13 protein-coding genes and 1 pseudogene are annotated in these 17,212 nt (G+C 47.4%); 6 read left to right on the top strand and 8 right to left on the bottom strand.

Annotation, left to right across the window (positions count from 1 at the left end; all coding sequences use genetic code 11):
- Positions 1-30: 30 nt before the first annotated feature.
- Positions 31-2,913 (bottom strand): zinc-dependent metalloprotease, encoded by a 2,883-nt coding sequence (locus tag H6F56_RS20235; protein WP_242032100.1) that lies wholly within the window; start codon positions 2,911-2,913, stop codon positions 31-33.
- 718 nt (positions 2,914-3,631) lie between these two features.
- Between H6F56_RS20235 and H6F56_RS20230 the strand changes: the two genes are divergently transcribed.
- Positions 3,632-3,799 carry a hypothetical protein gene (locus tag H6F56_RS20230; RefSeq protein ID WP_190671785.1) on the top strand — a complete coding sequence of 56 codons (168 nt, stop codon included), beginning with the start codon at positions 3,632-3,634 and terminating at the stop codon, positions 3,797-3,799.
- Between the two features lie 171 nt (positions 3,800-3,970).
- Here the strand turns inward: H6F56_RS20230 and H6F56_RS20225 are convergent, their stop codons facing one another.
- Together H6F56_RS20225 and H6F56_RS20220 are read right to left on the bottom strand one after the other, a co-directional pair.
- Positions 3,971-4,333, bottom strand: a complete 363-nt coding sequence (locus tag H6F56_RS20225) for a HetP family heterocyst commitment protein (protein ID WP_190671780.1) — start codon at positions 4,331-4,333, stop codon at positions 3,971-3,973.
- Between the two features lie 1,144 nt (positions 4,334-5,477).
- Positions 5,478-7,892 (bottom strand): GH116 family glycosyl hydrolase, encoded by a 2,415-nt coding sequence (locus H6F56_RS20220; protein ID WP_190671778.1) that lies wholly within the window; start codon positions 7,890-7,892, stop codon positions 5,478-5,480.
- A 235-nt stretch (positions 7,893-8,127) separates the two neighbouring features.
- On the opposite strand from H6F56_RS20220, the gene H6F56_RS20215 reads away from it, so the two are divergent.
- Positions 8,128-8,451 (top strand): hypothetical protein, encoded by a 324-nt coding sequence (locus tag H6F56_RS20215; RefSeq protein WP_190671777.1) that lies wholly within the window; start codon positions 8,128-8,130, stop codon positions 8,449-8,451.
- A gap of 102 nt (positions 8,452-8,553) precedes the next feature.
- Positions 8,554-9,099, top strand: a complete 546-nt coding sequence (locus H6F56_RS20210; protein WP_190671775.1) for a GIY-YIG nuclease family protein — start codon at positions 8,554-8,556, stop codon at positions 9,097-9,099.
- A 223-nt stretch (positions 9,100-9,322) separates the two neighbouring features.
- On the opposite strand, the gene H6F56_RS20205 is transcribed toward H6F56_RS20210, so the two are convergent.
- Positions 9,323-10,396 (bottom strand): radical SAM protein, encoded by a 1,074-nt coding sequence (locus H6F56_RS20205; protein ID WP_190671773.1) that lies wholly within the window; start codon positions 10,394-10,396, stop codon positions 9,323-9,325.
- A gap of 453 nt (positions 10,397-10,849) precedes the next feature.
- Between H6F56_RS20205 and H6F56_RS20200 the strand changes: the two genes are divergently transcribed.
- Positions 10,850-12,595 (top strand): serine/threonine-protein kinase, encoded by a 1,746-nt coding sequence (locus tag H6F56_RS20200; protein WP_190671771.1) that lies wholly within the window; start codon positions 10,850-10,852, stop codon positions 12,593-12,595.
- A 156-nt stretch (positions 12,596-12,751) separates the two neighbouring features.
- On the opposite strand, the gene H6F56_RS20195 is transcribed toward H6F56_RS20200, so the two are convergent.
- Positions 12,752-13,075, bottom strand: coding sequence for a phasin family protein (locus H6F56_RS20195; protein ID WP_190671769.1), 324 nt, complete (start codon positions 13,073-13,075; stop codon positions 12,752-12,754).
- Positions 13,076-13,210: 135 nt separating this feature from the next.
- Here H6F56_RS20195 and H6F56_RS20190 point away from each other — a divergent pair, with 135 nt between their 5' ends.
- Positions 13,211-13,570: a zinc ribbon domain-containing protein gene (locus tag H6F56_RS20190; RefSeq protein ID WP_190671768.1), complete on the top strand. Its 360-nt coding sequence runs from the start codon at positions 13,211-13,213 to the stop codon at positions 13,568-13,570.
- 13 nt (positions 13,571-13,583) lie between these two features.
- On the opposite strand, the gene nblS is transcribed toward H6F56_RS20190, so the two are convergent.
- The 3 genes from nblS to H6F56_RS20175 all read right to left on the bottom strand — a co-directional run bounded on the left by nblS (position 13,584) and on the right by H6F56_RS20175 (position 16,766).
- On the bottom strand, positions 13,584-15,593 hold the full coding sequence (gene nblS, locus H6F56_RS20185; protein WP_190671766.1) for a two-component system sensor histidine kinase NblS: 2,010 nt from the start codon (positions 15,591-15,593) through the stop codon (positions 13,584-13,586).
- A 202-nt stretch (positions 15,594-15,795) separates the two neighbouring features.
- The gene (locus H6F56_RS20180; protein WP_190671762.1) at positions 15,796-16,497 is read right to left on the bottom strand and encodes an ABC transporter ATP-binding protein; all 702 of its coding nucleotides are present in this window, start codon (positions 16,495-16,497) and stop codon (positions 15,796-15,798) included.
- The gene (locus H6F56_RS20175; RefSeq protein ID WP_190671759.1) at positions 16,494-16,766 is read right to left on the bottom strand and encodes a hypothetical protein; all 273 of its coding nucleotides are present in this window, start codon (positions 16,764-16,766) and stop codon (positions 16,494-16,496) included. Before H6F56_RS20175 ends, H6F56_RS20180 begins: the two co-directional genes overlap by 4 nt.
- A gap of 334 nt (positions 16,767-17,100) precedes the next feature.
- Between H6F56_RS20175 and H6F56_RS20170 the strand changes: the two are divergent.
- Positions 17,101-17,212 (top strand): annotated as a pseudogene (locus H6F56_RS20170) (photosystem II D2 protein (photosystem q(a) protein)); the annotation flags it as partial.

Raw genomic sequence — 17,212 nt, 5'->3', positions numbered from 1 at the left:
ATTCCCAACTCCCAATGCCCCCTGCTCTATTTAACTACTCTGTAGCTGAGCATCCAATGTTTTGGTAATGCGATCGCGAGTTTCTTCTAAGTGCGCTTGCGTGTAAGTGTCAAATTTCGCGCCCTTGGCAAGGGTGGTATCCAGCGATTCACGCAACTGCCGCAATTTATACCACGCCAGGGTTCGGGCATCTTGAGGGGTTTCCGACTGGCGGAGTACCATCTGCGTCAGAATATCCAAGTATTCCCGCTGCAGAGACCGGCGAAGGCTGGAAATCTCCACCGGCATCCCCTCTACCATTACCTCTGTCCACACACCTTGCTGCAACGTGTCAAACAGTTCCGGCAGTGTTAACGAGACTCCCGGTTGCGCCTTAATTTCAGCATCCCGCAGACGTGCTAAACGTTGGGGATGCATTAGCACTCGCAGTACCACCCGCTGTAGAAAAGAAATTTCCTCGTAAATCGGATAATCTAAGCGGAAAACCGGGGCGTAGTTACCCCAATGAACCCAGCGCGACGGTGCTAAATTATTGAGCAGTTCTGGAGAAAAATTAAACGCATTGTCATTAAAGACATACGTTTGCAACGTGGCTAGCGCCTGACGCTGCTTGGCTGCCGGCACCGGCATAAATGGAGCACGTCCGTTGGGATCTCCGGCATGGTTGCGGGTGAACGACTGCCCCCCTACATATTGCGAGACAAAATAAGCCTGCTGGAAATAGTAGTCAAACACCGTGTTAAACAACACGCGCAGCTCATTGTAACTCTCGCCCTTGGGCAAATAACGTTTTTCCAGACGCTGCCACATATAGCGGGCATTATCCATTTGCTGCTGCGAGTAAAGCAGCACGTCTCCACTGAGATCGAATGGGTGAGCAAAGGGATTAATATCGTCAAACCAGATGTCCTCGTCCGTGGCGTAAGCCAAGTCCGAGTTAGGCGCACGCTGGGCAATTTTTTCGAGGAACCGCACCTCATCTTGTGGGGCTGTCCCTGGGCCGGTTTGGTAGCCATACTGGATCGCCCACTCATCATAAGGGCCAACCACCGCTGGATAGTAATCTCCTTGCTCTACGCCAATGGGTGCCAAATTGACCGGCAAGTAGTCCATCACAGACGACGCTAACCCCTTGCTTTGGGTAATAGTGGTGTTATTCAAATCTTGAGGCATCAACATCGTACTGGCGTGGAAATTGTGTCTCAACCCCAAGGTATGTCCGACTTCATGGGCGATGAGCGAACGCACAAATTGATGCACATACTCTTTCATCTGCGAACTGTCAGGACTGAGGTTATTCATTAACGACAGCGACATTGCCCCGACGGAAAACTGATCGGCAGATTGCATCCCATAGCAGAGATCGTGACTTTGCATGAGCCGGCCTAATACAGCCATCTCTTGCGCTTGATTGGGTGTGCCGGTTTTACCTTCTTTGTTAGGAAGATAGCGGGCAATTGTATTAAACGCACACAACTCAGAGTTGCCGGCAACCCCAGAAAACAAAGAAGAACTGCTTGATGGGTTTTGTTCAACAAGCGTGCCATACTCTCGCTTGATGGCTCGCACGAAATTTGCATCTACGATAATATCTGCGTCCAATATTTGGCCGGTAAGCGGGTTAACCCGCGAAGGACCCATGGCAAACGCACCATCCAGAGAATTAATCCAGCGGATTGTGTTGTAACGCACATCAGCCGGGTCCCACTCAGCCTCATCCGGCATCTGCCGCACGTCTATCGCATTTTGGTATCCCGCTTTCTCAAACGCTTTATTCCACAGCAGCACCCCCTCCCGAATAGAGTCGCGATATTCCACCGGCACCGCGTTATCTATCCAAAACACAATAGGTTCTTTTGGCGGAGAAATTAAAGCGCTGGGATTCTGCTTTTCCAAATGCCAGCGGTTGATATAACGCACAAAAGGATCTTTGTTGTAGTCGTTAGAAAAATCCTTGTAAACAGTCATAAAATAGCCAACTCGATCATCGGCTAAGCGCGGACGGTAGCCGTTAGTATCATTAAGCTGAGATAAGCTGTAATGCAGGCGCAGGGTAAACGCACGGCTATCTGGCAAGCTGGGTAAATAGGCATTTTCTTCTCCCTCAGTAACGGAAAAACTGTAAACCGACTCGATCTCGACGTTCATCGGGAAAGAGTTAGCACTGCCGAAATAAGATTTCTCGGCATCAAGTTCGTAAGGCGTACCTAAAACCCACTGAAAGATAGAACTTAAACCCGGAAAGTCTCCCAGCAACAACTCACCCATATCCACCAATAAGGTGTTGCGATCAGCATCGAAGCCTTTAATTTCCAGAGAGTAGAGAACGGAGTCGCTAAACGATCTCTCTAGGGAACGTCTTTGCGGATCATCGGGATCTGTGCGGAAATTGACGTTACGGATCACAAAATGCAAATTTTTATTGACGCGGCGGAAGTAAAACAGGTAATCTCCGACCGGCATCCCGCTATAAATACCGCGTTCCCCAATACCCGATTCGATGGTGACGGTGCACAGAAAGTTTTTATCAAGCTGTTCTTGGCTAATTTCGGCGAAGACTTCACCCGTGTCTTGGTTGTTATAGAGGGTGAATAGTCCCTCCAATTTTTCTGCATCTGCGACAAGTGATTCAACTGCCGGCAGATCGGAAAGGGCACTACTTTTCTGTTTCTCTTTAGATGTGCCAGATTCTACTTTCTGCGCCAAAGTCGCCCAAGCCGACGGCTGGGATGCCAACCCAGCAGCCGGCACTGTTTGAGTGCGTGCTAAGGGCGCGATTCCTAAAAACAGGCCATGCAGGAGAATTGCTAAAAACAGGCCATGCAGCAGAAATAGACAGAATTTCCATAATTTTTTCATCTTATCCACCCGAGATGGCTTGGTTCGGGTTCGAGTGGCTCTCAACTTTGTCATAATCCTCTGCATCTGGCGGGGTCATCCTGTTGGTAATGGCTGTGCATTCAACTGACATAGCAGAGCAAAACGAGCTGACACAGCAAAAGGCGTTTTTGCAAGAAGCCGCTGCTCTTTGGCTTTCAGGTTCAGCAGATGGTGGTTATTTGATGATGCACCGGCACAAGTGCGTCAGCATATTCAGTCTTAATACCAAGCTACGTCCTCTTATAAGATTTTGCCAGGTAAATAAAGGATTGAACGTCAATCTTTACGTGATGATAAGCTTTTTAATTTAATTAGGCTCTAACTGCTCTATGTGAGCCGGAGACCTTGAGCCATAAAGGTTTGGATAAGCAGAATCGGATGATGCCGGGGACAGTCTCTCGCTTGCAAAATTATGACTTGTTCTCGTATATTTACTGAATGCACTTGTTGCTCCTGAGATGTTCTGCCGGCTTAAACAGGTAAAATCAAGAATGTTTTGTCCAGCCACTCTCAGAGAAACTACTGATTATTATTGAAATTTGTTTAAGATAGTTTGCTATTAATTTCAATCTTTTAAATAAGTTGCAATATTAATTCTTTATGATTATTAAATCTATAAAGTCACTTAAACTACAGCAAAATTCTCAACTTCCACAAAAAGCTAGAAGTTGAGCAAATGGCATCCTTCCCTGAACAAAATTTCCCCTTTGCCTCTGCACCCTCTCTCTCTCAATCCGGGCAGAAAAATTAAATGCCTAGCAGTTTATATACTGGGTGCATCCCAGATTTGCCGAAATATTGTTCGGGGGAGCAAGATGCTCCCGCCCATGAGGGTAAGGTGTCGGCACGACAAATTGGCAGAAATGGGATGCTGCTGGTTAAGATTTCGCTCCCTACTTGTTTTGGGGTGGGAATCTAATATTTTTCTCTAATACGATTAAAAACCGCGATATTCAAAAAAAAGCTTATTAAAAAATACTTGCAAAAAAATAGAGACGCTTTTTGGAAAAGCGCCTGTGGGAAGTGGGCATGAGAATGGGTTGAGCCAATTGAAACCCTCAAGCTTTAATATTTTTAATTTCGTAGTGAATCAGCCGGCATCTAAATGGGTATTGCAAACTTGAGCGGGTTGTGAGCTAACCACTTCTAGGTAGTCAACTTTGGCTTTGCGTGAAGAGGATATTGCGGCACAGGTTGCTGTGCTTCTAGAACCGGCATCAATTGAAGCGACGTTGCTGTCACCGTTTCTGCTAACGGAGGAATTGTCCTTTACCAGCCGGTTGTAAGTTCTGTAAGGGATGTAGTGGAGAGGATTATAACCGGCAAAGCGCAGCAGTAACACACAGGCCCAAGAATACTTGCCGGCTAAGATGGAATCAATAATCTCTTCCAATTGCTCAGCACTCATTGTCCGATTAATTTTAGAATTTGAATAAGAAGATGGTTGATACATGATTGTGGCTCCTGATAGGTAAGTTTAATTGAGTTTTATCTAATGATTGCAACTCGGTTGCTGCTGCTTGAGAGATTTCGCTAGGATATCAGCAAGGCGGTGGACTATGAGATTTACAATATTGATGCCCGCTTGCTCAGAAAAAGCTGTTGTCCTTGATACATTTGCTCGGAAAACTGACTGAGTGCCTTGCCGATATCACGCTCTAGTACGGCCAAACGAAGTAAACTTGAAATCCTACTGAGAGCCTTTGGTAAATGCACCGTCATATCAGGAAGGTTTTATGTAGATCCACTACTGTTAAATTTACGCAGATATTTAGTAGGAATGGCAAGGGTAAAAGGTGAAGTTTACTGATTCTTTAAACTTGTGTGGCTTGACTTGGCTTGTGCCTTAAGATTTTAAAGCTTGTATAAAGTCGTACTCAGCAATAACCCCCTTATACAGACTCGCTCGCTTGGAAGGACATACAAAGCCTTCATCAGTGCTGCGGTGAGTACGGCAAACCCCAGACAGCTCTATTTACCCTCTGAGCCGGCTTCCAAACCGCGATTAAGCGTTGCACCGGCTAGTGTAATTTATCTCAAGTGTGCCTCACCTAGAGCCTTTTAAGCTTTAATTACCAAATCTAGGACACGCAAGCGCAATCCTGATTGAGCAGATTGATTGATCTTGCTTCAAGCTTAGGGCGTCTCAAGCACGAACTTGAGATAGCTTGAGAATTTTACTGAAACTTTAATTTCTCTCGATTTTACACATAATATCTTTAAACTAAGCGAATCGCTTGATCGAAGCAGCGATCAACCATAGCTTTTAAAACGCAATTCCAGGCTTAAAGCGTTAGGGGAAAAATGTTTCTGGAGATTATCACTTTAAGCTCAGCAGTATTTAATTAAACCTTAAACATTATTTAATTAAATTTTAAGAGAATCTTCATATAAGGGTTAATACGGATCACAGCTTCTCTGAGGCAGATTTTAGAAACGCCTGTTAAAGAAAAAAGATTACTGAAGCCGGCTCATCAATTCTAAATTTGCATAAAAAATTAAAAGCTGAACCCCCCTTAATTAAAGGTTTTCAGCTTTCATCACTGCACTAAATAATTAAGGAATTAACCGAATTTGCACTGTTTACAGCAAACTTTTTAGTGAGAACTCCCAAAGTTTGTCATCACCCCATAAATAGACCAAATCGCCATAGCACGGAGATAATGGCTAGCGCGGAACGTCCCAACGGCAGTGATCGCTTCAGGCGTGCGAAATTGCAACCCGTTGTCATAAATTTGCCGCACCACGGCTTCGCTGAGGGCAAATGCCTCCTCTTTCATTCCCATTTGCACCAGAAACGCTGCAATGCCAAAGTTAATGCCGGTCCACACTTCCAATGGATGAGTGGCTTTGGGGTTCACCGGCGATCCATCAGGCAGCACCCCATTTGCTGCCCCAATTTTGCCATCGTGGAACTTGAGAAAGCAGGCGTCATAAACCGTTCTTAAGGCAGTGAGGGCGCAATCACGGGGCACAATATCTGGCAGTCCCAACAATTGAGCGTAAAACTGGCCACACAATTGGTCTGCCATCACCACCTGGGAACCGCTTTCACTGTCGATCCGATAATACTCGCCATTCCAGAGTTTTTCTTGGTAGATCGGTTTGGCTTGAGCGAGCCAACTTTGATAAGTGGCAACGGTTTCTTGAGGAGTTGGCGATAAAGGTTGATTCATCAGAACTTTGCCAATTGCAATGGCTGCCTCAAGGGCCGCTAACCACAAACCGCCGCAGTAAGCGCTAACACCTTGCAACTGCCAATCATCAAACGTCTGATCCGGCGCACCGGCATTTTCTGGAATGCCATCGCCGTCCTTATCAAACGTCTTAAGATAGGCGAGAGTTTCAACCACAGCCGGCCAGCAGTCGGTGAGAAATTCAATATCGCTGCCACCTGTAAGTAGAAAATCCCGATAGACCTGCAAGACAAAATCGCAGGGTAAATCTTTCCACAGGTTACAGTCTTGGTAGCTCGTATAATTCGTTTGCTCCCACGGATGTTCATTCGGTGCACCGAGATCGTGGGGGGTAGCACCGGCTATTTTACGAACTGCTGCCGCTTGGTTATAGCCAATAATGCGCGGGGTATCGTCGCCGGCAGGAATCGCGCGGGCAAACGCTTGCAGCACAGATTTTTCTAACTCTGGCCATAGCATCAGCAACGCAAACGAGCCGTATAGCCGCACATCCAAGCTTTCATACCAGCGATAATCGATACATTCAAGCACCGCAAACTGACCTTTGGGGTCGCGTTCATCTGCGCCACTCCAGAGCGTCCCGCCGCCTGTTAGGGCGTAAAGCTCATTAAACAACGCCATTTTGAACCAATCTGGCAAATCTTCGCGTTCCAGAATCGGTTTTTGCCAAGCTTGAATATTCTCTTTCCAAGTGTCTGAATGCTTGAGGGCGGTGCGAACCATTGACCAAGCATTTTTGCCATGCCGGCCAAAAAAGTCGGTGTAGCGCCGGTAATACCAGGCACCTGAACCAAATTCAGTTACCGGCAAGTCCCATGCAAGGATAAAGGGAATTTTCCGGGTTTTACCAGGTCTTAGGGTAAAGCGAACGGCAAGGGCGACTCCAATTTGCTCTCCCTCGGCTGCCGGTGTTTCGTTATCCTGATCAGAGAGGGAACCATCATCGGCGAAGTATCTCCACACGTCCTCGCCGGTGCCGGCACATTGCCAGCGAGAATTGTAAAACACTTCCACAGCCGGGTTAGTCACGGTGGCGATCGCCAACTGTCCTTCCCCTTCCACGGGTTGCTCATTCGTGCTCAGCCGGCTCATTAAGCAGCCAACTCGGAAATGATCTTCAACCCAGCGATTAAAACTGCCGGCACTTTCTCCCCAGCGTGACTGATAGTCGTAAACTGGACTGCCATCATCCCGCACCTGTACCGGGGGCGATTTAATCGCATTGGTAAACCAACCCACCATATTCTGCCAAGTGAGCATAATGCTGACGACGATTGGTTCATCCGTCGGATTGTAGGCAGTCCATTCAAAAATAGCCAGGGGATAACTGCTTTCCTGGTAATTACCAGGCCAAACTGGCGAAAATTGCTCACACGTCAGTTCTGCCTTAAAGACCCCTTCATAAACAAACCAGCTTTGGGGATAAAGCGCATGGTAAGTGCCGGTTCCCGTCTCCCCGTCTCCCCCTCTTGTCTTGGGATACCACTGCCACGCCGGAAGACTACCATCTGCCGGGGGTTCGGTACACAGGGCAAATGCTTGCTTTTTGCCGGCTGCTTCCTCAAAAACGCTAAACTGGCAAGCCGGTAAATTGTTAAAAATATGTTCTCCCCCATCGAGATGCCAGAGATTAAAATCCCCACGGGAAGACCGGCCTATACAGCCGGCACCAAAGCCGCCCAAAGGCATTCCATGCCAAGGGCCATCATCAAGATTGCTGGCGTAGCGAACAGTGTAAGGCTTGTCCCATCCGAGGCCAATGGGACGATTCCAGGTATAGGGAGGAATTTTGGTACGAGGAGTTGGATCGATCATGTCCTCGATTTTACCGCTCACCGGCATTGTCGGGGCAACCGAAAAGCGAAACATCCGAGTTTCTGCCGAACTGCCGGCAACCCACATTCACTTTTATTACGTTTAAAATTCTTAATCTTTTCCGCCTCCTCCTGTAGCTGACAGGGGGCACACAATCCAATAGGCTGATCGAAGTGGCAATTTTTGCCTTTGCGCTTTTATAACCCACCCTTGCAAATTCGTTAGTATCCCGAAAATGGCTCTTAAAATCGTTCAAAACTTTGATAGCAGCTTTACCCTTGAACCTGCGGCAAAACAAACTCTGTTTAACTTATTAACGGGTGAAGCCTTTATCAACCAAATCGCCCAACAAGGGCAATGCGAACAAATAGAATTTACGGAATTACTTTTTCAGCCCGTTCCCTATAGTTTGGCTACCCCCAAAGGGATGCCGGCAGAATTCGAGTCATACCACAAATCAGAAGATTACATCATCATCAACGTTCCGCCTAACTTTATGTTCACCGCTAAAATATTTAAACCCAGTCGGCTTTGTGCGATTTACCGCAAAATTAAATAGAAAAACTTTATCCAATTCCCCTAATGCCGGCCCTTCTTGAAAAAAAGCCTTTTTCAACTTTACTCCAACTGAAAACTCCAAACTCAGCACTCAGCAATTAATATGACCACTGAAACAGACATTCCCTCTCTACAGAGTTTAGAATACATTTCCTACGTTGATAGCGCTGGACTACTACCCGAAAATTTGCAGGGTAAAGTTGGGGTTTACGCAATTTTTGATTCAGAAAAAGTGCTGCAATTTGTTGGTTATTCGCGTGATGTTTATCTCAGCCTCAAACAACACTTTGTCCGCCAACCCCAGAATTGTTACTGGCTGAAAGTTCAAACCATTGACCGGCCTAGCCGCACCATTTTAGAAAATATCCGTGAATCTTGGATAGCTGAAAATGGGGGCACACCGGCAGGCAATGGAGCTGATGAAGTGAAATGGACTCAGCCGATTGATGTGAAAAGCCTGATGACTTCTGAAGAACAGGCGAGTTACGAAAAGGCTGCCGGTCAGGAAATGGAGCAGTCAAAAGTGTTGAAAAAAGCCGCTAGACGGGTTGAAGCCGGCATTCTAGCTTCCCTTGCAACCCGTGGCTTGCAAACAGAAGTTCGCTTTAACCCCAAACTCAAAGACAGCGGTTTGCTCGATTTAAAGTAGCAGCAATTTATCAATTTTTCTTTCTCTTGCTTAACTTTTTAAACCTCGCAGGTTGGATTGATCAACGAATCCTGAGTTTTGCTTGCTCTTCTTGCAAAAATTATTTTTATTCACCACAGATAAACATCAACATTTGATGTGCTTCTTTTCTGTGATTTTTTATAGTTTTTGCAAGAAGTGAAGAGTCTTGAACCGGCCAACTTTCCAAAAATCTGCTTTTTTCTCAGTTATGCAGAAGTTTCAGCCCCATCTTAACTTTGTCCATAAGAGTTTTTTGTGAGACGCAGGTAATCAGGCAAAGTTTCCCACAAGCCAAAGTTTGCTGGCGAATGTTCTGCGCTTTTTCGCCATACCATATTTCTTTGGCACTTTCGTTTTTGACATTGCCAATTACGGGATAGTCATTACACAATTTCACATTTCCATCAGTTTCAATCCAGTAATTGCGAAGTCCCACCCGACAAGGCATATTTTCCGCCGGCGCTTTTTCTTCACGGAAATGGGGTAGCATGAGGCGCAAGATTTCATCACTATTCATAATGGGTGCGCCGTTTTTCTTCATTTCAATCAGGCGCTCAATAACTTTGGCGAATTCTTCTTGATCTTCTTGTTCAACCCACAGTTCTTCATAAGTTTCTTGTGTCCACCGATTAACCGGCTGGAAGTTTACAGTTGTAACTCCCATTTTTTCTGCCCACTCAACGATATCAGGCAACAAACGGAAATTTAATTTATTAATCGTCGGTTTGACAGTAATCGGAAACTTCACGCCCTGTTTGTCACACTCTTCGCGCAGATATTTAATACCGTTAGAAAGCTTGGCAAATAGTCCTGGATAACCGCGAAGGTAATCATGAAGTTCTGCATTAGGGCCATCGACTGAAAAATTGACATTAAAAGGCCGCGCTGCTACAGTTTTCTCTGCATTTTCCTTCGTCATGCACGAGCCGTTCGTTGTCACGCCGCTGTGGATGCCATTCTCGCCGCAAAAGGCAAGCAAATCTATAAATCCTTTTTTAATAAAAGGTTCGCCACCACTAAAGTTTATAGAAAACTCACCCACAAAGGCTTTGATGCTCAATAGGGCATTTTTCCATTCTTCGATGCTCATTTCGTTTTTGTAATTCTTGAGCCGCCAATATTCACACTGCCGGCATTTCACATTGCAATGCTCATTAATAATTCCGTAAAAAGTGACTGGCTTGGTAGTGTCGTAGCCAGTATTTCGGTAAACCGATTCTGCCACTGCATTTTGAGTATGTTTGACCGCCAGTTTAGACAATGTTAACGGGTTCATAAGTCATCCCTCTCGAATGTAATTTATGACAAAATTCCTACCCGCTAATTCTCCACGCATTGCAATTACGCAATGAGAAATTGATAGCAAAGCGCTCTCGCCGATTCCAGCTTATGCCGCGTCGGCGCTAATGCCATTCAGAATTTTTAGCAGGTTACAAAACAGAAAGCCAGCGAATTAATTCGCCGATGTATTTTAGGTTTAATTAAACTCTTGACTCAAGAGATTAGCGTAAAAACAATTAAATTTGTTGCCGTTTTGGCATATCTTTTTTAATCTTAACAATTGCTCGCTGCCTGACTTGTTTTGCTATTGCAAGAACTTATGAGAAAAAGGTTTTATGGATGAGGCCGCTTATTTAAATAGTCTCATTTCTGGAATTCAATTTTTTAAGGTTGCAATGGGTGTAAGCTAAATGTCTCTACAATTGAGGCATAGGCTACCCAAATTTCTATGAGTTCGACCCTGATAGGCAATCGCTATCGCATTCTTCGGTCGCTGGCCACCGGCGGCTTTGGCGAAACCTTTTTGGCCGAAGACACTCACACGCCTTCCGCACGCCGGTGTGTGATTAAGCAGCTCAAACCGATCATTAACGATCCCCAGATGTACCAGCTGGTGCAAGAGCGATTTAAGCGAGAAGCGGCCATTCTGGAAACTCTGGGCGAGGGCAACAACCAAATTCCCCGGTTGTATGCCTACTTTGAGGAAGCGGGCAAATTTTTCTTAGTGCAGGAATTCATCGAGGGTCAAACCCTGACGCAAAAGGTGGCCGCAGAAGGCCGCGTCAACGAAAATGCTGTTAGGGAAATCCTTGTAAAGATTTTGCCGGTTTTGGATTATGTGCATCGCAACCGGATGGTGCATCGGGATATTAAGCCGGATAACATCATCATGCGGCAGCGGGATGGCTTGCCGGTGTTGATTGATTTCGGCGCGGTGAAGGAATCTATGGCCACTGCCCTCAATACTCAAGGTAATCCCACTCAGTCAGTGGTTGTGGGAACGCCTGGTTTTATGCCTTCTGAGCAAGCTGCCGGCAGACCGACTTATTCCAGCGATCTATATAGTCTGGGGCTGACAGGGATTTATCTGCTCACCGGCAAAACTCCCCAACAGTTGCAAAGCGATCCGCAAACGGGTGAGATTATTTGGCGTCATAATGCTCCCAATATTAGTCCTGCTTTGGCTACTGTGCTGGATAAGGCAATTCACTCTCATTCCTCCCAGCGCTACACCACGGCCCAAGAAATGCAAGCGGCGCTGCAAGCTGCCCCTGAATCAGCATTGTCATCAAGCGAGACGGTAGCAGTGTCGCCCGGAGGCGTTGTTCGTCCTCCTGCCCCACGCCCCGCTGCTTCTAATAATGCGTGGTTAAAAGCGCTGATTATTGGCGGTTTACTTGGAACATCTGTTGCCGTTGCGATTGCACTGATCCGTAATGCGCTGCGATCCCCGGCACCGAACGATCCGGTTGCCCAACAGTCCCGACCGGCATCGGTTCCCAATCCGCCGGCACCTGTTGCCACTCGTTCACCGACACCTGTCCCTACTCGTTCAGTTCCCTCTCCCACTCAATCGGTGCCACCGGCATCTGTAACACCAACACCCGCAGACTCTCCATCGGTGCCGCCGGCAGCCGAACAGCCAGACCCTGAACCCTCTGAATTTCCGACAGCCGCCCCCTCCGCTTCCCCGACGCCGGTCGAACAAATACCTGCACCGGCACCGTCTCGTCCCCCCGCAGCCACTCCACCTAGAGCAGAAAATCCTACGAATATTGCTGCCGGTGATGTTCGTGTGCCCGGATTTTCGCCAGGGACACCAGAACGGGCAGTGACGCAAACTTTCGGCACACCCACTAGAGTCGCCACTGGCTATTGGCCCAATACTGAATCGGTTCTCTATGAGTTGGAGCCAAATCAGATTGGTTTAGGCTTTATTGTTGACCGGGATTCTCGCCGGTTGCGCCAAACAGAAGTTTCCTTTGCCCAGTCAATCCCACCAGAGCAAATGCTGGCAACGTTAAATGGGATGACCGGCGGCAGGGCGAGTGAGGATGTTCAACAAGCACTGCAACGCGTGCAGCAGCGTCAGTGGAGTCAATATTCCTTTGCCAGCGGCGGCTTGGAAGGCGTAATTCAGCGAAATGAGAGCGACCGCATCTATATTGCTGTTTGGGAAGAAGATTTACATTAAACTTCGGCCCAACGGACATTTTTAGATGCGTTCACGAATAAACACAGATGAACAGCAATGCTCGATCTGTGTTTATTTGCAATAGAGGCGGTTTCCTGTGAGGCCATAATCATGGATTGGGCTTCAGATGGAGAAGCCCGATCAAGCTTAAACAACTTAACGCCAGAGCTTGTTTTCCAGATCACGCACCTGACGTTCTAGCCGGTCAAGGCGTCCCCGCAGCTCATCCATTTCTGATTGACGAGGAACCCCTAAATCTTGCAGCGCATTCCGCAACTGTCGCTGCATCTGCACCTCCCAATTTCCGGGGTCTGATTTGAGCTGCTGCATCAGATCGTCAGCAAACTTCTTGGCTTGATCGGAATTGAGTTTGCCGTCTTTTACCCACTCCTCACTTACTTCCCGGATTTTTTCTGTCACTAAGGAGGTCGTACCGATACCAATCATGAGCAGTTGCTTGAGCAGATCGTTGCTATTCATGCTGTCTTCCTATCGCTTAATCAAAAAGGGCAGCTAAAATGCGGCCATCAAGCCTTCGGGTAAAATCTCAACCCTGCCAGCCATATTTCTATTCTGTCAAAATATCAAGGAAGCGAGATTTCCTTTGTATTATCAATGCTATGTCCCCGCTGCCATCAATCCGTTGAAGCCCAAGCTGTTGCCTGTCCCAACTGCCGCACTCCTCTGAAAGCTTATGGCCACCCTGGTATCCCCTTGTATCGGGCCGGCAAAGATGAATTTCTCTGTGACAGTTGCATTTATCACGACGACGACACCTGCACATTCCCGCAACGCCCCTACGCCAAGACTTGCACCCTCTACCATGACCGTTCTATGCCCTTAGAAATGCCTGTCAATCGTTATGCCGGCAGCCAACAGGGGTCGGTAACAGCATGGCTACAGCGCAATTCAGCTTGGCTGCTGTTACTGGCGTTAGGGATCGTCAGTTTAGCGCTAGCGCTGGCTCGTCGTTAATTTCAGCGAATTGTTAAAGCACCCTGGCAATGGCAGAATTCGCGTCTACTTCAGATGCCGGCTCGACTCGCACTTTTTCCACCGGCGCGGCGGCTTCTTGAAACACGTTGAGATCAAACCAGAAAGTTGTTCCTACGCCCACTTCACTCACCAAGTTTACAGTTGTGTGGTGTTTGTCAATAATATTTCTGACAATGGATAAACCCAAACCCGTGCCTTCTAAGGTGTGAACCCGATTTTCTACCCGGAAGAAGCGATCAAAAATTGCTTCTTGATCTTCTGGATCAATGCCGATGCCGGTATCCGAAATTTCAATTCGCACGATTTGCGCTTTGTCGTTTGTCTTATGTTCTTCATCGGCTGCCGGCAAGAAATGAGCATTGGGCGATGGCCCATCTAGCACATAAGCGCGAATAGCCACCCGCCCGCCGGTTTCAGTGAATTTCAAAGCATTGCCGACCAAATTAGCAAAGACTTGCAGCAGCAAATCGTAATGACCCAACACTTGAGGCAAATCAGGCTGAATCTCTTGGATCAGTTCAATTCCTTTATCCCGTGCATTTAGCTGGTAGGTACGCAGGGTCTGTTCCACCGGCTGGGCGATATCAACCGCTTCTAAGTGATAGATCCGGCAAGATTCCAGCCGTGAGAGATCCAAAACATCGTTAACCAGGCGGGTGAGCCGATCGGTTTCGTTATTTGCCGTTTCCAAAAACTCCCGGCGCTGTTCCTCACTTAAATCCTCCCCAAACTCATGCAGGGTTTCGATAAAAGATTTGATGTTAAACAGGGGAGTTCTCAGTTCGTGGGAGACATTGCTGATAAACTGGCTCTTTGCCTCATTCAGTTCTACCTCCCGAGTAATATCTTGCACGGTCATCGCAATACCTTTAATGCTTTCGCGGTACTGATCGAGAACCGTTGTCAGCAAAATGCGGACGGTGCGTTCTGTCGGTTCAGAAAGGGTAATGCGAAACTCCGCCCCCTCACGTTCGCCTCTGACAATTTTATACAGGGGTCGTGTCAGTTCTACTTGCACCGACATGGGCAAGTGATGCAGAATATTTTCGCCGGCTAAATTTTGACCTTCCCAGCCAAAAATCCGCCGTGCTGTGGGATTCACTAAAATGACTTGTAAGTTCGTGTCAAGCAGCACCGCTCCATCTGCAATGGTGGAAACCAAGGTTTCTAATTTGGCCTTTTCAGCGGTCAGCTCTTCAATATTTTGCTCTTCATAACGCTCCAGCCGCTCTGCCATTTCATTAAAGCTGACAATCAGTTCGCCAAGTTCTCCCCCTAAAGGCAAATCAATTCGCTGCTTGAAGTTGCCGGCGGTAATGTTTGTCACTCCTTTGAGCAGTTCTTTAATCGGTTTAGTGATCGTGAGTGCGTTAAACACTGCCCCTAAAATTACCATCACCCAGATCGACACAAATACCGCTATTGTGAAATCTCGCGTCAGATTCGAGTACCTGGCTAAAGTGGGATTAGGGTTAATCCCAATCGCCAAAACTCCGAGATAATTGCCCTCATGGGTGAGAGGAACAAAGATATCTGTCACCTCTCCGTCCGGCGTCCGGTGCTGCCGCACGAGGGGGCGTTCTGAATTGGTTGCGTAGTTTTCTGGCAATTGAATTCGCCGGCGAATCGTTAAGGAGTTTTGCACTTCTGTTTCGGAAAAGGGAATTCCGAGGAAGATATTGCCTTCGTCGTCGGCGTAAAGCATATAGCGCACACTAGAGGTGCTGCTGTAAAATCGGTGAGAAAATTTGGCAACTTCGGTGCGATTGTTTTCTGCGATCAGTGGGGCAACATTCGCAGCCAGAAGCAGACCTAAATCGCTCCCAAAGCGGGTGTCATTCAGACGGGCATCGTGCTGAATGGTATTGACAGCCCAGAAGGTTAGGCCGCTCATCACTAAGGAAAACACTAAGGTTGCGGCAGCCATCAGTCGGGTTCGCAGTGTGAATTCCGACCACCAACGATCAATGATTTCTCTAATTCGTTTCAGTTGGGCCAGCAAGGTAAGTCTGCAAACGAAAGAATAGGAATATGGGCAAAAGTGCGAAGTCGTTATCTATTCCCTCAACGGGAAAAGGTGCTATCTCTGAGGTTATTTCCCAGATTCACCGAAATTATATAGGTATCGCTTTATTGTCGCACGATCTGCCGGCAGATCGTGCGAGGGTTTCACTGGCGATAGCTGAGGAATTCTGAATCAACTCCTAAGCCTCTTCTATCTGAGTTTGCATCAGGCGCTGCTTTAGCCGGCCCGGATCGCCACGATCAACGACTTGGCCATTTTCTAGCAGGAAGGCTCCATCACAATAGTTCAGCTCATCAAGCCGGTGTGTGACCCAAAGGGCGGTTAATCCCCGGCTTTTCACTAAAGCCCGCACTTGGGCCACTAGGTCTAGCTGGCTGTCCGGATCGAGTAAAGCGGTGGGTTCATCTAATAATAAGACTTCGCAATGCCGTGCGATTGCGCCGGCAATTGCCACTCGCTGTTTTTGGCCACCACTCAGGGCGTAAATAGGGCGTCGTTGCAGCATCTGTAAATTCACTGCAGTCAACGCCTCTGCCACCCGCCTTTGGATCTGTTCCAGGGATAGCTTTTCCTCCACCAGCCCAAAAGCCACATCTGCGCCTACACTGGGCATCACTAGCTGATGATCTGGGTTTTGGAAGACAAAACCGACCGGCCCTGCGATGCCAATTTTGCCAGTTTGAGGAAGCAACAGGCCGGCAAGCAATCTCAACAACGTTGATTTCCCACTGCCGTTGGTGCCTAAAAGCATCCAAAATTCGCCTTTGGGTACATCCAGGGAACAGGTTTTGAGAACCTCCTCTCCTTTTGGCCATTTAAAGCACAGATGCCGTACTGTAATGGCCATGTTGCCGGCAGCCCCCTCAGCACCTGCGCTCATTCGCCCAAGATACCTGCAAAACCGGGTGCTCTGCCTGAAGCGGCGGCTGTACTGGATTTCTGATACATCTGAACCGAACAAATTTCACTGCTGAGTAGGCTGATTTTTTTCTCAGGCACCTGTTCGCAGGTCAGTTCTAATATTTGAGGGTTGCCGGTTCGCATCGCTTCGAGAACTTGCTGGTACACAGCCTCGGCGTCCTCAGCTGACTTACGTTGCACCGAGATCGGCATGGGGGTGAGCTTTAAAGACAAGTCAATGATGAACATGAGGCATCAAAAGTTAAGTGGAGTACCAATTCTTAGTATCTCAGTTTTATCGTCTTTCCGCTGCGTCGGCACCCATCCCTCATCCGCAGTAACTTAATTTTAATTTCGACTTTAGATATAAAACCTCCCTAAGGCAGATGCTGAACTTTGACGCAAATAATCTCAAGTCAGGGGTGCAAAATTAGGAAACTTACTTTTATAATGAGAAGCACGGTAAAGAAACGTAAAGTTCACTTTGGTTGCGACTGGTTTTCTGATAGAACCAGACACGTGTCCAAGTCAAGCGAGCAAACGGACAACCGCTGTACTTATATCCCCATTGGAGATTCGCGTAATGACCATAGCAGTCGGACGCGCCCCAGCAGAGAGAGGATGGTTTGACGTCCTCGATGACTGGCTCAAGCGTGATCGCTTCGTATTCATCGGCTGGTCGGGCCTGTTGTTAT

Source organism: Microcoleus sp. FACHB-672 (assembly GCF_014695725.1).
Taxonomy (GTDB): Bacteria; Cyanobacteriota; Cyanobacteriia; order Cyanobacteriales; family Oscillatoriaceae; genus FACHB-68.
This window is presented reverse-complemented; position numbering and strand designations above follow the sequence as displayed.